This window comes from Mesorhizobium sp. B4-1-4 (genome assembly GCF_006439395.2).
In the GTDB taxonomy this organism is placed as follows: Bacteria; Pseudomonadota; Alphaproteobacteria; order Rhizobiales; family Rhizobiaceae; genus Mesorhizobium.
In genome coordinates this window covers 3,379,403-3,395,175 of the sequence record NZ_CP083950.1, presented here as the reverse complement: position 1 = coordinate 3,395,175, position 15,773 = coordinate 3,379,403, and the positions used below count along the sequence as shown (strand labels likewise).

Sequence of the window (15,773 nt, the reverse complement as noted above, 5' to 3'; positions counted from 1 at the left end):
GGCCGTAGGATGGCGGCCGAGCGCGGGCTGAGCTTCATTCAAGCCAAGCCCCGGGGAATATGTCAGCGGCCGGCTTGCCGGCGCCGACCCCGCCTCCGGCCGCTTTGCCATGATCGACGGCGGAGTGGTCTTCCAGCTAGTGCCTTGGCAGCCGACCCTCGACAGGCGCATTGGACAGCACTTAACCGGTATCGCTCGTGATGGAGCGGGGATTGGGATTGTGAGAGCGCACGACAAGACTTGGCGCAGCACACTTTACTTCTGGCGGAAGGAGGAATGAACCGACGCAAGAAGCGGGCTCAGGATATAGTCGAGAGCGGTGCGCTCCTCGGTAACTATCATCACCGAGGCCGGCATCCCCGGATAGAGCGCGATCTGCGGGGCTGCGGCCAGTTCGGCCGGATCGACCACAACATCGGCAACGTAGTAGGGGAATCCGGTTTTGCTGTCGGTGACGCGATCCGCCGAAATACGGGTGACGCGTCCGTGGATGACCGGTATGGAACGCTGCTTGTAAGATGTAAATCGCACTTCCGCCATCATGTCGGATCGCAGGCTTGATATGTCCTCGACGCGAACCTGCGCCTGGACGACCAGCGAGTTCCGCGTCGGCACGATATCGAGGATCGTCTGCCCGGGGGCAACGACTGCGCCGGTTGAAAAGACGCTGAGGTTCATCACCTGGCCGTCATAGGGCGCGCGGACCACGGCGCGATCCACGGCGGCATGACTCGCAAACATTTTGGGCACAAGATCTGTCAATTGCGATTGCGTGTCGATCAGCATTGCCGAGAGCTTGGCGCGCCGTTCGTTGGTAAGCTGTGCGATCTGGCTCTCGAGCTCGGCCTTGTTCTGGCGATTCCCCGCGATCTCGCCGAGAGCCTGGTCGATCAGGCCCTGCAGTTCGGACGCGGAGCGGTCGAGCTCAAGGATGCGCGTGCGCGTCGTCAGCCCGGCCTTCAGCAGCTTATTGAGGTCCACCTTCTCGTCGGCGGTTGATTTGAGCTGCGCGCGATAGGATTCGACGCGCCCCTGCTTGCCGTCGATCTGCTCATCGAGTTCTGCGATCCGCTTCTGCAGAATCTGTCGGGCGCCTGCCATCGAGGCGCGCTGGTTTTCGAGATCGGCGATCTGGCTGGCCATCGCGTCCTGCAGAAACACCTGATGCTCGACCGTGACGTCCTTCGGGAAAGCGACCGCCTCCTTGCCGTCCAGCTCCGCGCGGATGCGGGCATCCGTCGCGCGCAACAAAGCATATTGCTGGGAATAGAGGTTGAACTCGGACCGGTTCTTCGTGTCGTCCAGCACCAGCAATATGTCGCCGGTCTTGACGATGTCGCCGTCCTTGACGTGTATCTCCTTCACCGTGCCGCCATCGAAGTGCTGGACGCTCTTGCGGTTCCCCTCCACCTTGACGACCGCGTCCGCGAGCACCGCGCCGTTCAGCGGCGCAATGGCGGCCCAGCCGCCGAAAATGCCGAAAAAGGCAACTATGATCAAAACGCCTACGAGAGTCGGCGCCTTAATCGAATCCGAGGCGGTGGGGCCGGTTTCGCCAGGCAGGCTGCGATATATGAAGGCGCCATCGCTCAACGATCTCTCCTGACCCGGCTCATTGCGTTGCCACTCCGATCGGAGCCGCGCGCTGGTTGAGCAGCGCCACGATCTCGTTCCGCATGCCGAAGGCTTCGACGGCGCCGTCACGTAACAGAAGGATTTTGTCGACATTCGCGATCGTCGAGGGCCGGTGCGACACGATGATCACTGTGCTGCCGCGGCGCTTGAGCTCAATCGCGCATTCGCTCAGCGCGCGGTCGCCGTCCGCGTCGAGATTGGAGCTCGGCTCGTCGAGAATGATCAGGTTCGGCGTTCCAAACACCGCCCGCGCAAGCGCGATGCGCTGCCGGTAGCCGCCCGACAGAACGGCGCCGCCCTCGCCGATCTGCGTCTCGTAACCCTGTGGGAGGCGGATGATCATGTCATGCACGCCGGCCAAGCGGGCGGCCTCGATCACCTCCTGGTCGACATTGGTCTTGAAGCGCCCGATGTTGGCGGCGACCGTGTCGGAGAAGAGCTCGATGTCCTGCGGCAGGTAGCCGATATGGTCGCCGAGCGCGTCGCGACCCCAGTGCGTCATGTCGGCGCCGTCCAGTCTGACGGTTCCACGACTGGGCTGCATGACGCCAGCCAGGTGTCGTGCGAGGGTGGATTTGCCCGCGCCCGAGGGGCCGATGATTCCGAGCGCCTCGCCGGCCTCGAGCCGGAACGAGATGTCCCGCAGCAGAATCTTCTGCAGGCTAGGCAGCGCGTAGCTCACCTGCTCAACCGAGATCTTGCCTGTTGGCTTCGGCAGATTGAACGAACGGTCGTTGCGCGTATCGCTATCGACCAGCTTGCGAACCCTCGCCAGCGCACCGCGCGCCAGGACAAGGCTGCGCCACACGCCGACGATCTGCTCGACGGGCTGGAGACCCCGGCCCAGAAGAAGGCTTGCCGCGAAAATGGAACCGGCGCTGGTTTGCCGTTCGATGACCAGATAGGCGCCAAGGCCGAGGATGAGCGACTGCATGGTCAGCCGAAGAAACCGGATCAGTCCGGACATCAAGGCGGCGCGGTCGCTGGCGTCCGCCTGACGCCGAAGCGCCAGGTGTCGATCGCGTTCCCAGCGGCGGATGAGGCCGTCGAGCATGCCCATGGCGCGGACGACTTCCGCGTTCCTGAGGCTCATTTCGGTGAAGGCGTAGTTGGCGGTTGCCAGATCGTTGGCCTGCTTCAGCGGCCCGCGCACCAGATATTCGTTGCTCACCGCCATTGCAACAAGCAGCAGCGATGAGCCGAGCGCGAAGAATCCCAGCCAGGGGTGCAGCAAGAAGATGATGGCGATGTAGATGGGCGACCAGGGCAGGTCGAGCAGCGCATGGACACCGCTGCCGGTAATGACCTGCCGGAACGTATCGAAGTCGCGGATCGGCTGGCTCTGCGATGAGCCCGGCGAGGAGGCTTCGAGCGAGTTGGCGACGACCTTCGCAGAAAGCAACCGGTCGAGGCGTACGCTGGCGCGGGTCAGGATCCTGGCGCGGACCAGATCGAGGCCGGCTAGCGCAAGGAAGGCCGCCAGCAGCACGATCGTAAGCATCAGCAGCGTCGTTTCGCTGCCGCTGGTGACCACCCGATCATAGACCTGCAGCATATAGAGCGGCGAGGCCAGGTAGAGCAGGTTGATCGCTAAGCTGAACCCTGCCGCGACCAGGAAATAGTGGCGGCACGCCAGCAGCGCGTCCTTTACGATCTTGCTTTTGCTGTTCAGACTCAATGACCCAGCGGAGAACCGCCCCCTGTCCAATTGCACGCGCAGAACCGATGCTACTCCAGATCCTTCAAACGGCCACCCAGTCGGTTCTTTTTCCTGCCGTAAACCTTAATTCGTAAGCTGAATCTGCGACCGTCCGACCGGAGGTGAGCCGCGTGTGTTTGCGGCTCACCTTCAGGTTCACGCTACGACACCGCTCGCCGTCAGGCCATACTGAACCACCGTCCTGCCGGCCCCGTCGTCGACAAGCGTGAAGTTATGCGCATCGAAGATGCCGAGGAGGTGAAGCGTGGCATTGTGAGCGCCGTCCGTCACGGTCAACGTCCCTCCACTGCCGTTCGAGTCCGCCTGATAGGCCGCGGACGTTCCAGCGCCGAACAGGATGTCGCCGAGGTCGATCTTATCGTCGTTGGTGATGCCGCCAACCCTGCCGCTGAAGTCGAAGGAATCATCGAGTTGCAGCGTGCCAGCGGCATTCTGCGCGAAGGTCACATCCGTCGATGAGGCTGCGCCGAATTCCAGCTTCGACAGGTTGCCAATCGTGGCTTCGCCTGTGCCCGTGACCTGGCCCTCGATCGTGATGTTGCCGCCATTGGCCCAGAGCAGCCCGGAATTGGCGAGCGTGCCGGTGATCATCAGGCCGCCGGAACCCGTCGCTTCCAGCGTTCCCGAGTTGACGGTGGTGTTGGCGCCCGTGTCGATGACCAGCGCGTGGGTGCCGGTGGCGATGATCGTCCCCTGGTTGTTCAGGGACAACAGGCCGCCGCCCAGTTGGCCCGCGCCGGAGATGGTATTGTCGACATTGGTCAGGGTGACGTCCGCGCCAGTGCCGGAGATAATGTTCGAGTCGCTGTCGGACAGGACGATCTGCCCGCCGCCCTGCAGGGTGATGCCGTGCTGAATGAGCTGCAGCAGCGTGTCGCTGCCTGCAGAGTCGAGCGAGATGAGCCCGCTGTTGTTGATCGTGCCGCTCAGCGGCAGCATGGCGCCGTCGCCGATCGTCATGGTGCCGGCGTTATTGACCACCGGCGTCTGGTCGAAGACGAAATTGCCGTCCGTGAGCGCGCTTGAGTGGACGCCGTCCAGCGTGATCGACTGTCCGTCGCCGAGCGTGATCACCGCATTGCCGTTGCCGTCGTCGGCCATGTGGGCCTGGACGTCGGCGAAGCTCTGGAAGCCGGAATAGCCGATCAGGTCGATCTTGTCCGCGGCCGTGTCGAAGCTATGCACCATGTCGTTGCCGATCGGCTGCGAGAAGACGAAAAGATCGTTGCCGTGAGAGCCGGTCAGCACGTCATCACCCGACCAGGCGAAGATGGGGCTTCCAGGAGCATAGGCCTCGACGTTATCCGCCACGATGGCCGTACCTGTTGTACCGTCCGTGTTGGTCCACGTCTCCGTCACATTGAGTACTGCAGCTCCGACGTAGTCGGCGGGCGTGGTGACGCTTAGAGATCCGACATCGATAGTGGCGATTGACCAGGAGCCATCCGCGTTATGAACAGCTCCGTTGAGAGTCCAACCGGCTGGCACCCCCGAAACGGTTACCTCGATTGATCCATAATTTTCTATTGCGTTCGTCAATCCCAAATGGATAGGGTTTCCAGATGTGCCGGCGGGAGCCTGCGGTGTAATGGTGGTTCTATTCCCCGCAGCATCGGTTGCTACGATCGTCAAGTGGTCATTATTCACCAAATTCGAGTTAGTGTAGCTCCAGTTTCCAGCGTTCAGTGTTGCCGTACCATTGGCCGCAGGATGCTCGGTGTCTGAAATAGTAATCGAAGTTACACCGGACCCAGCGTCACTGTAAGTTCCTCCCAAGGTCTTGGTACTGGGGCTATAGCTCGTCTTTGCGACGCTTGGCGCAGTTGTATCCACCTTGTAGCTGGCGTTGTCGGTCACCGAGGTGGCCGTCAAGGTCGCGCTGTTGCCGGCCGCATCCTTGATCGTGCCGCTGTTCAGGCTGAGCGCGTTGGCGTCGACGCTGATGCCGTTGGTATCGGCCTGACCCGACTGGATGGTGTAGGTGAACACCAGCGAGCTGCTGCCGCTGCCCGACGAGTAGTTGGCCTGCACCGTGGTACCACCGATGTTGAGCGCCAGCTGCGGCGTGCCCGTGACCGTCACGCTCTCGCTGAACGCCACCGTCACGCTCACCACGTCGCCGGCGTTCAGATAGCTGTTCTGGACCCCTGTCGCGCTAGCGATCGCTTCGCTGCTGACAGTCGGAGCCAAGGTGTCGATTTTCAAGACGCCGGCCGGATTTGTGACTACTCCTGCAAGATTGGCAGCATTCCCAGCTGTATCGTTTATTGAAGCACCGTTCAGGTTCATCCCCGTGATGCTTAGATCAGACGTGTTCTGACCTGTGGCCACGGTGTAATTGAAGGTCAATGTGTTGGTACCAGACCCGCTTGCATAAGTCGCTGTTCCCCCGTCGTTGAGCGTCAGCATGGGGGCCCCCCCCGAAACCGTAACTACCTCGCTCATGTTGAGAGTCAGCGTGACCACCGTGAACTGAATATCGCCCCCATGATCAAACGAAGTGCCAGCGCCGATGCTTCCGACCACTGAGCTCGTGCCAGTAGCCAGATTTATTTTTTCGTAGCTCGATGGACTTGTGTACGACGTCGCTATCAAGTTACCAGCATTGTCTGCAGCGAGGCCCATGAGGTTGCTGAGCGCAGTTGTGAAGGCAAGAGTGGAAATTCCGGTAGAAAGGTCTATCGAATAGACTTTGTTGTCACTAGGGCCCACAGCGTAGAGATGCCCGGACTGATCGAAAGCGATGTCCATAACATCGTTAGCAGGACCTGAAATCGTGCTTACAAACGTGAATGCGCCAGTCGTCGTATTGACCGAGAAGATTTGGTTTGTATTGACATTTACGGCGTACAGGGTCCCGTCCTTCGCGAAATCTAACGCGTATCCGAAGAACCCTCCGGGGCCGCCAATCGTCGTTGATGATCCGTTGGCGAGATTTACTTTAGCTAGAGTCGCATTGGAGCCGAGCAGCGTGTAAACGGATCCGTCGGGCGCGAATGCAAGGCCGAACGTTCCTGAAGTCGCGAAGTTGCCGACGACTGTGGTCGCTCCGCTATTGATGTCGAATTTGATGAGCTGAGCTCCGTTGTTGCCAGTCGACCAGTATGTTGTAGAGGCACTCAAATTACCGTTGCCCCCGCCGTCAATTCCCAGACCGGAGGCTGTGACCGAGGAAACGGTCGGGACTATAGTATCCGTGGTCGCCGTCACGGCGGCCGTTATAGTGCTGTTGCCTGCGTTATCGGTAGCCTTGGCAGTGAAGCTGTGGCTGCCATCCGCCAGCGCTGCGCTGGTGAAACTCCAGTTGCCATTGCTCACCGTTGCAGCGCCCAGATCGGTCGCTCCATCGAAGATGTGAACTGATCCAATCCCATTGGTGTCGCTCACCGTGCCCGACAGCGCCAGCGTGTTGTCCTTGGTCAGGCCGCCGCTGCTGATCGTCGTCGTCGAGCCAGTATCGGTTCCGATGGTCGAGCTCATGGCCACGATCGGCACTGTAGTGTCGACCTTCACCTCGATGGCGTTGCTGGTCGAGCTGTTGCCCGCCGGGTCGGTCACAACCGCGTGGAACAGATAATCGCCGTCCGCAAGTCCGCTCTGGCTTGCTGTTGTGCTCGTCCAGGTCGTGCCGCCGTTAGTCGACTTCTCATACGCTATCGTGGTGCCGTTGGTGTCGGCATTTCCCGTCAGCGTCAGGTCGAACTTGTTGTCCGTGGTCACCGGCGGTGTGTTCGCTGTGCCGGTGTCGGTCAGGTTGGCAAAGGCCAGCGTGCCGGCGCTCGGCGCCGTGTTGTCGACGGTGACCGTGATCGGGTCGCTGGTCGAGCTGTTGCCCGCCGCGTCGGTGACGATGGCGTGGAAGCTGTAGGTGCCGTCGGCCAGATCGGCCTGGTTCGCCGAGGTCGTGCTCCAGCTGGCGCCGCCGTCGGTGGAAACCGCATAGGCCACGCTGACGGGGTTGGCGTCGCTGGCGCCGCTCAGGCTGAGCTCGAAGGTGCCGTCCTTGGTGATCGGCGTGTTGTCGGTGCTGCCGGTGTCGGTCAGGTTGGCAAAGGCCAGCGTGCCGGCGCTCGGCGCCGTGTTGTCGACGGTGACCGTGATCGGGTCGCTGGTCGAGCTGTTGCCCGCCGCGTCGGTGACGATGGCGTGGAAGCTGTAGGTGCCGTCGGCCAGACCGGCCTGGTTCGCCGAGGTCGTGCTCCAGCTGGCGCCGCCGTCGGTGGAAACCGCATAGGCCACGCTGACGGGGTTGGCGTCGCTGGCGCCGCTCAGGCTGAGCTCGAAGGTGCCGTCCTTGGTGATCGGCGTGCTGTCGGTGCTGCCGGTGTCGGTCAGGTTGGCAAAGGCCAGCGTGCCGGCGCTCGGCGCCGTGTTGTCGACGGTGACCGTGATCGGGTCGCTGGTCGAGCTGTTGCCCGCCGCGTCGGTGACGATGGCGTGGAAGCTGTAGGTGCCGTCGGCCAGACCGGCCTGGTTCGCCGAGGTCGTGCTCCAGCTGGCGCCGCCGTCGGTGGAAACCGCATAGGCCACGCTGACGGGGTTGGCGTCGCTGGCGCCGCTCAGGCTGAGCTCGAAGGTGCCGTCCTTGGTGATCGGCGTGTTGTCGGTGCTGCCGGTGTCGGTCAGGTTGGCAAAGGCCAGCGTGCCGGCGCTCGGCGCCGTGTTGTCGACGGTGACCGTGATCGGGTCGCTGGTCGAGCTGTTGCCCGCCGCGTCGGTGACGATGGCGTGGAAGCTGTAGGTGCCGTCGGCCAGATCGGCCTGGTTCGCCGAGGTCGTGCTCCAGCTGGCGCCGCCGTCGGTGGAAACCGCATAGGCCACGCTGACGGGGTTGGCGTCGCTGGCGCCGCTCAGGCTGAGCTCGAAGGTGCCGTCCTTGGTGATCGGCGTGCTGTCGGTGCTGCCGGTGTCGGTCAGGTTGGCAAAGGCCAGCGTGCCGGCGCTCGGCGCCGTGTTGTCGACGGTGACCGTGATCGGGTCGCTGGTCGAGCTGTTGCCCGCCGCGTCGGTGACGATGGCGTGGAAGCTGTAGGTGCCGTCGGCCAGACCGGCCTGGTTCGCCGAGGTCGTGCTCCAGCTGGCGCCGCCGTCGGTGGAAACCGCATAGGCCACGCTGACGGGGTTGGCGTCGCTGGCGCCGCTCAGGCTGAGCTCGAAGGTGCCGTCCTTGGTGATCGGCGTGTTGTCGGTGCTGCCGGTGTCGGTCAGGTTGGCAAAGGCCAGCGTGCCGGCGCTCGGCGCCGTGTTGTCGACGGTGACCGTGATCGGGTCGCTGGTCGAGCTGTTGCCCGCCGCGTCGGTGACGATGGCGTGGAAGCTGTAGGTGCCGTCGGCCAGATCGGCCTGGTTCGCCGAGGTCGTGCTCCAGCTGGCGCCGCCGTCGGTGGAAACCGCATAGGCCACGCTGACGGGGTTGGCGTCGCTGGCGCCGCTCAGGCTGAGCTCGAAGGTGCCGTCCTTGGTGATCGGCGTGCTGTCGGTGCTGCCGGTGTCGGTCAGGTTGGCAAAGGCCAGCGTGCCGGCGCTCGGCGCCGTGTTGTCGACGGTGACCGTGATCGGGTCGCTGGTCGAGCTGTTGCCCGCCGCGTCGGTGACGATGGCGTGGAAGCTGTAGGTGCCGTCGGCCAGACCGGCCTGGTTCGCCGAGGTCGTGCTCCAGCTGGCGCCGCCGTCGGTGGAAACCGCATAGGCCACGCTGACGGGGTTGGCGTCGCTGGCGCCGCTCAGGCTGAGCTCGAAGGTGCCGTCCTTGGTGATCGGCGTGCTGTCGGTGCTGCCGGTGTCGGTCAGGTTGGCAAAGGCCAGCGTGCCGGCGCTCGGCGCCGTGTTGTCGACGGTGACCGTGATCGGGTCGCTGGTCGAGCTGTTGCCCGCCGCGTCGGTGACGATGGCGTGGAAGCTGTAGGTGCCGTCGGCCAGATCGGCCTGGTTCGCCGAGGTCGTGCTCCAGCTGGCGCCGCCGTCGGTGGAAACCGCATAGGCCACGCTGACGGGGTTGGCGTCGCTGGCGCCGCTCAGGCTGAGCTCGAAGGTGCCGTCCTTGGTGATCGGCGTGCTGTCGGTGCTGCCGGTGTCGGTCAGGTTGGCAAAGGCCAGCGTGCCGGCGCTCGGCGCCGTGTTGTCGACGGTGACCGTGATCGGGTCGCTGGTCGAGCTGTTGCCCGCCGCGTCGGTGACGATGGCGTGGAAGCTGTAGGTGCCGTCGGCCAGATCGGCCTGGTTCGCCGAGGTCGTGCTCCAGCTGGCGCCGCCGTCGGTGGAAACCGCATAGGCCACGCTGACGGGGTTGGCGTCGCTGGCGCCGCTCAGGCTGAGCTCGAAGGTGCCGTCCTTGGTGATCGGCGTGTTGTCGGTGCTGCCGGTGTCGGTCAGGTTGGCAAAGGCCAGCGTGCCGGCGCTCGGCGCCGTGTTGTCGACGGTGACCGTGATCGGGTCGCTGGTCGAGCTGTTGCCCGCCGCGTCGGTGACGATGGCGTGGAAGCTGTAGGTGCCGTCGGCCAGACCGGCCTGGTTCGCCGAGGTCGTGCTCCAGCTGGCGCCGCCGTCGGTGGAAACCGCATAGGCCACGCTGACGGGGTTGGCGTCGCTGGCGCCGCTCAGGCTGAGCTCGAAGGTGCCGTCCTTGGTGATCGGCGTGCTGTCGGTGCTGCCGGTGTCGGTCAGGTTGGCAAAGGCCAGCGTGCCGGCGCTCGGCGCCGTGTTGTCGACGGTGACCGTGATCGGGTCGCTGGTCGAGCTGTTGCCCGCCGCGTCGGTGACGATGGCGTGGAAGCTGTAGGTGCCGTCGGCCAGACCGGCCTGGTTCGCCGAGGTCGTGCTCCAGCTGGCGCCGCCGTCGGTGGAAACCGCATAGGCCACGCTGACGGGGTTGGCGTCGCTGGCGCCGCTCAGGCTGAGCTCGAAGGTGCCGTCCTTGGTGATCGGCGTGCTGTCGGTGCTGCCGGTGTCGGTCAGGTTGGCAAAGGCCAGCGTGCCGGCGCTCGGCGCCGTGTTGTCGACGGTGACCGTGATCGGGTCGCTGGTCGAGCTGTTGCCCGCCGCGTCGGTGACGATGGCGTGGAAGCTGTAGGTGCCGTCGGCCAGATCGGCCTGGTTCGCCGAGGTCGTGCTCCAGCTGGCGCCGCCGTCGGTGGAAACCGCATAGGCCACGCTGACGGGGTTGGCGTCGCTGGCGCCGCTCAGGCTGAGCTCGAAGGTGCCGTCCTTGGTGATCGGCGTGTTGTCGGTGCTGCCGGTGTCGGTCAGGTTGGCAAAGGCCAGCGTGCCGGCGCTCGGCGCCGTGTTGTCGACGGTGACCGTGATCGCGTTGCTGGTCGAGCTGTTGCCCGCCGCGTCGGTGACGATGGCGTGGAAGCTGTAGGTGCCGTCGGCCAGATCGGCCTGGTTCGCCGAGGTCGTGCTCCAGCTGGCGCCGCCGTCGGTGGAAACCGCATAGGCCACGCTGACGGGGTTGGCGTCGCTGGCGCCGCTCAGGCTGAGCTCGAAGGTGCCGTCCTTGGTGATCGGCGTGCTGTCGGTGCTGCCGGTGTCGGTCAGGTTGGCAAAGGCCAGCGTGCCGGCGCTCGGCGCCGTGTTGTCGACGGTGACCGTGATCGGGTCGCTGGTCGAGCTGTTGCCCGCCGCGTCGGTGACGATGGCGTGGAAGCTGTAGGTGCCGTCGGCCAGACCGGCCTGGTTCGCCGAGGTCGTGCTCCAGCTGGCGCCGCCGTCGGTGGAAACCGCATAGGCCACGCTGACGGGGTTGGCGTCGCTGGCGCCGCTCAGGCTGAGCTCGAAGGTGCCGTCCTTGGTGATCGGCGTGCTGTCGGTGCTGCCGGTGTCGGTCAGGTTGGCAAAGGCCAGCGTGCCGGCGCTCGGCGCCGTGTTGTCGACGGTGACCGTGATCGGGTCGCTGGTCGAGCTGTTGCCCGCCGCGTCGGTGACGATGGCGTGGAAGCTGTAGGTGCCGTCGGCCAGACCGGCCTGGTTCGCCGAGGTCGTGCTCCAGCTGGCGCCGCCGTCGGTGGAAACCGCATAGGCCACGCTGACGGGGTTGGCGTCGCTGGCGCCGCTCAGGCTGAGCTCGAAGGTGCCGTCCTTGGTGATCGGCGTGTTGTCGGTGCTGCCGGTGTCGGTCAGGTTGGCAAAGGCCAGCGTGCCGGCGCTCGGCGCCGTGTTGTCGACGGTGACCGTGATCGGGTCGCTGGTCGAGCTGTTGCCCGCCGCGTCGGTGACGATGGCGTGGAAGCTGTAGGTGCCGTCGGCCAGATCGGCCTGGTTCGCCGAGGTCGTGCTCCAGCTGGCGCCGCCGTCGGTGGAAACCGCATAGGCCACGCTGACGGGGTTGGCGTCGCTGGCGCCGCTCAGGCTGAGCTCGAAGGTGCCGTCCTTGGTGATCGGCGTGCTGTCGGTGCTGCCGGTGTCGGTCAGGTTGGCAAAGGCCAGCGTGCCGGCGCTCGGCGCCGTGTTGTCGACGGTGACCGTGATCGGGTCGCTGGTCGAGCTGTTGCCCGCCGCGTCGGTGACGATGGCGTGGAAGCTGTAGGTGCCGTCGGCCAGACCGGCCTGGTTCGCCGAGGTCGTGCTCCAGCTGGCGCCGCCGTCGGTGGAAACCGCATAGGCCACGCTGACGGGGTTGGCGTCGCTGGCGCCGCTCAGGCTGAGCTCGAAGGTGCCGTCCTTGGTGATCGGCGTGCTGTCGGTGCTGCCGGTGTCGGTCAGGTTGGCAAAGGCCAGCGTGCCGGCGCTCGGCGCCGTGTTGTCGACGGTGACCGTGATCGGGTCGCTGGTCGAGCTGTTGCCCGCCGCGTCGGTGACGATGGCGTGGAAGCTGTAGGTGCCGTCGGCCAGATCGGCCTGGTTCGCCGAGGTCGTGCTCCAGCTGGCGCCGCCGTCGGTGGAAACCGCATAGGCCACGCTGACGGGGTTGGCGTCGCTGGCGCCGCTCAGGCTGAGCTCGAAGGTGCCGTCCTTGGTGATCGGCGTGCTGTCGGTGCTGCCGGTGTCGGTCAGGTTGGCAAAGGCCAGCGTGCCGGCGCTCGGCGCCGTGTTGTCGACGGTGACCGTGATCGGGTCGCTGGTCGAGCTGTTGCCCGCCGCGTCGGTGACGATGGCGTGGAAGCTGTAGGTGCCGTCGGCCAGACCGGCCTGGTTCGCCGAGGTCGTGCTCCAGCTGGCGCCGCCGTCGGTGGAAACCGCATAGGCCACGCTGACGGGGTTGGCGTCGCTGGCGCCGCTCAGGCTGAGCTCGAAGGTGCCGTCCTTGGTGATCGGCGTGCTGTCGGTGCTGCCGGTGTCGGTCAGGTTGGCAAAGGCCAGCGTGCCGGCGCTCGGCGCCGTGTTGTCGACGGTGACCGTGATCGGGTCGCTGGTCGAGCTGTTGCCCGCCGCGTCGGTGACGATGGCGTGGAAGCTGTAGGTGCCGTCGGCCAGACCGGCCTGGTTCGCCGAGGTCGTGCTCCAGCTGGCGCCGCCGTCGGTGGAAACCGCATAGGCCACGCTGACGGGGTTGGCGTCGCTGGCGCCGCTCAGGCTGAGCTCGAAGGTGCCGTCCTTGGTGATCGGCGTGCTGTCGGTGCTGCCGGTGTCGGTCAGGTTGGCAAAGGCCAGCGTGCCGGCGCTCGGCGCCGTGTTGTCGACGGTGACCGTGATCGGGTCGCTGGTCGAGCTGTTGCCCGCCGCGTCGGTGACGATGGCGTGGAAGCTGTAGGTGCCGTCGGCCAGACCGGCCTGGTTCGCCGAGGTCGTGCTCCAGCTGGCGCCGCCGTCGGTGGAAACCGCATAGGCCACGCTGACGGGGTTGGCGTCGCTGGCGCCGCTCAGGCTGAGCTCGAAGGTGCCGTCCTTGGTGATCGGCGTGTTGTCGGTGCTGCCGGTGTCGGTCAGGTTGGCAAAGGCCAGCGTGCCGGCGCTCGGCGCCGTGTTGTCGATCGTCGCGCTGATTGCCGCCGTCGTCGTGCTGTTGCCGGCGTTGTCCACCGCCTTGGCCGTGAAGCTGTGCGCTCCTTCCGACAGCGCGGCGGTCGTGAGCGTCCAGCTGTTGCCGGTGATCGTGGCAGCACCCAGGTCCGTGCTACCGTCAAACACGTGCACCGAGGCCACATTGGTGTCGCTCACCGTGCCGGACAGCGCCAGCGTGTTGTCCTTGGTCAGGCCGCCGCTGCTGATCGTCGTGGTCAGCCCGGTATTGGTCCCGATTGTCGAGCTGATGGTCTCGCTCGGCGCCGTGGTGTCGACCGTCGCGCTGATTGCCGCCGTCGTCGTGCTGTTGCCGGCGTTGTCCACCGCCTTGGCCGTGAAGCTGTGCCCGCCGTCCAGCAACGCGGTGGTCGTGAACGTCCAGGTATTGCCGTTCACCGTGGCCGCACCCAGGTCCGTATTGCCGTCAAACACGTGCACCGAGGCCACACCATTGGTGTCGCTCACCGTGCCGGACAGCGCCAGCGTGTTGTCCTTGGTCAGGCCGCCGCTGCTGATCGTCGTGGTCAGCCCGGTGTTGGTCCCGATCGTCGAGCTGATCGTCTCGCTCGGAGGAGTCTCATCGACGGTTACCGAATGGGAATCTGAAGCCGCTGTTGAGCTGCCAACCTTAACTGCAGCGGCAAGAGTATACGTGCCGTCCGGCAGTGAGGCGTGCGCCAGATCGCTTGCCGGAATGACGGCGGACCATGTACCGTTCGAGGCAACCGTGGCCGTATAGTTATGGCCATTTAGGCTGACGATGAGATGTGCGCTCAGCGTAAAGTTCGTGACCGTACCGGTTATCGTGACCCCGGCAGCTGCATCGGCGGAGTTGAGCAGCCAGGGGTTTGACTGGCTAGGCTCGATCGGGTTGATTTTGACCGTGAATGCGGCTGGTGGATCGACTCCGAGAAAATCGTTTGGCGTGATCGTTGAAACGCCAGTGACATTTACTTTCAGATCGGCGATGCCATCCCCGTTGGTATCTGTGTAAACGAACGATCCACCACTACCGTCTGTGGTATACCAGACGGCAAAAGCGCCAGCGGCCCCGAGGTTGGTCGTGTTGGCGGATTGCTGGCCCTTCCAGAAGAATTCCCCCAGCCCCGCACTGGAGGCGGTCTGTCCGCCCTGCGAGCCGACGATCATATTGTCGTTGAGGAGCTTCCTGAAATCGAGCTTGTCGACGCCTTCATTGAAATTGTTGATCACATCCCACTGCGACCCGGTGCCATTGAGGGAATCAGTCGCGCTGGCGTAACTGAAGACGTTGGCGATCTGACCGTTGAGTGTCCCTTGAAAGACGTTCTTGCCAATACTGCTGTTGATGTCGAGAGAAGCGAGTAGAGAGGTGCCGGACAGGCCCGAGCCAGCTAGGCTTGGGTTGCTGGAAAAAGCACTCAGAAAAGCGGATGCGCTGTTGGCGCTGAAGGTGACAGCAGGGGAGCCGGCAAGCAGGTTTCCATAGTGGTCGCTCTGTGCGAACGAAAAGTTGTCGAGCGATGTCGCCCACAGTGTGTAGTATTGGCCGGTGCCCGCAGCTTGAAACGTAAGCGTCAGATTGTCTGTCCAGAACGCGTTATCGATCGTCTGAAGTTGCGTCGCATTCGTAGTGGCGAACAGTGCGTATGCGATATCTTGCAGTTCGATAATCTGGGTTCCGCCGATGTTATCGCTTGCGAGGGTGTCGAGCACATTAAGGTTGTCGACCGTCGCGCCATTGCTTGTTGTCGAGGCCATGACTTGCTTCCTTTTCAGCGGCGGCAGGACCCTGATGCCTGTCGACTGCACATTGAGTTCACTCGATCGCCAGCGACCGACCTTCTGGCCGCGCGCGACATGGAATTGATGAAAGCGCGGCCATTGGCGCCGGTGCCGGCCTCGCAGTTCCACAGCCGGAGTTCGCCGCCTTCGCCGACTGCGGCTGTCTCGCGCGCCTCATCGGCGCGCCAGACAGGCGACCAGGCATCGGATAAGAAGCCGATGCGCCAAGCGCAGTCAGGCGAACGGCGGAGACATTGTCGCGCCCCTTTATTGTCGCGGTCATCTGGGGCGCGTCCGGCCGCTTCGCGCTGGGCACGATCGCGCCCGTCTCGGGCCGCAATTTTTTCAACGACGTTGGAAGATCAGAAACGACGGGGGCGATGAACAGCAGTTCTTCTGGGTCGCGCACGCATTGTGAAGTCGCCTGCGCGGGGGCGCGACCATTCAAACGGACAAAGCCTGCGGCATTCCTGCACTGGCCTCGCGGTGGCGACTCTCTCCGACCTACTCGCACTTACCCCTGCCCCTTCGCCGACACCTCGGCGACCACTCGGTAAGAAAGTTCGGAAAGCGAAAGACAAATGCAGGACACCCCGGAATTACAACATAGGTAAACCCTTGGCACGCCAAGCCGGTCGCACCTTAGGTACATCCTGACAATTCGTCTTACGAACCCCAAACCCCCAACTACTCGCGCGACCGCCCCTGTTTCAGT

4 protein-coding genes are annotated in these 15,773 nt (G+C 64.3%); 1 reads left to right on the top strand and 3 read right to left on the bottom strand.

The features are described from left to right. Positions 1 to 109 precede the first annotated feature (109 nt). On the top strand, positions 110 to 280 hold the full coding sequence (locus tag FJW03_RS30065) for a hypothetical protein (protein ID WP_413466388.1): 171 nt from the start codon (positions 110 to 112) through the stop codon (positions 278 to 280). On the opposite strand, the gene FJW03_RS16145 is transcribed toward FJW03_RS30065, so the two are convergent. The 3 genes from FJW03_RS16145 to FJW03_RS16135 all read right to left on the bottom strand — a co-directional run bounded on the left by FJW03_RS16145 (position 256) and on the right by FJW03_RS16135 (position 15,034). Then, entirely contained in the window at positions 256 to 1,593 is a 1,338-nt protein-coding gene (locus tag FJW03_RS16145) for an HlyD family type I secretion periplasmic adaptor subunit (RefSeq protein ID WP_140696618.1), read from the bottom strand. The two genes, FJW03_RS30065 and FJW03_RS16145, sit on opposite strands and share 25 nt — an antisense overlap. Positions 1,594 to 1,612: 19 nt before the next feature. Next, positions 1,613 to 3,307 (bottom strand): type I secretion system permease/ATPase, encoded by a 1,695-nt coding sequence (locus tag FJW03_RS16140; protein WP_140766471.1) that lies wholly within the window; start codon positions 3,305 to 3,307, stop codon positions 1,613 to 1,615. A gap of 183 nt (positions 3,308 to 3,490) precedes the next feature. Next, positions 3,491 to 15,034, bottom strand: coding sequence for an Ig-like domain-containing protein (locus tag FJW03_RS16135; protein WP_226890374.1), 11,544 nt, complete (start codon positions 15,032 to 15,034; stop codon positions 3,491 to 3,493). Positions 15,035 to 15,773: the final 739 nt, after the last annotated feature.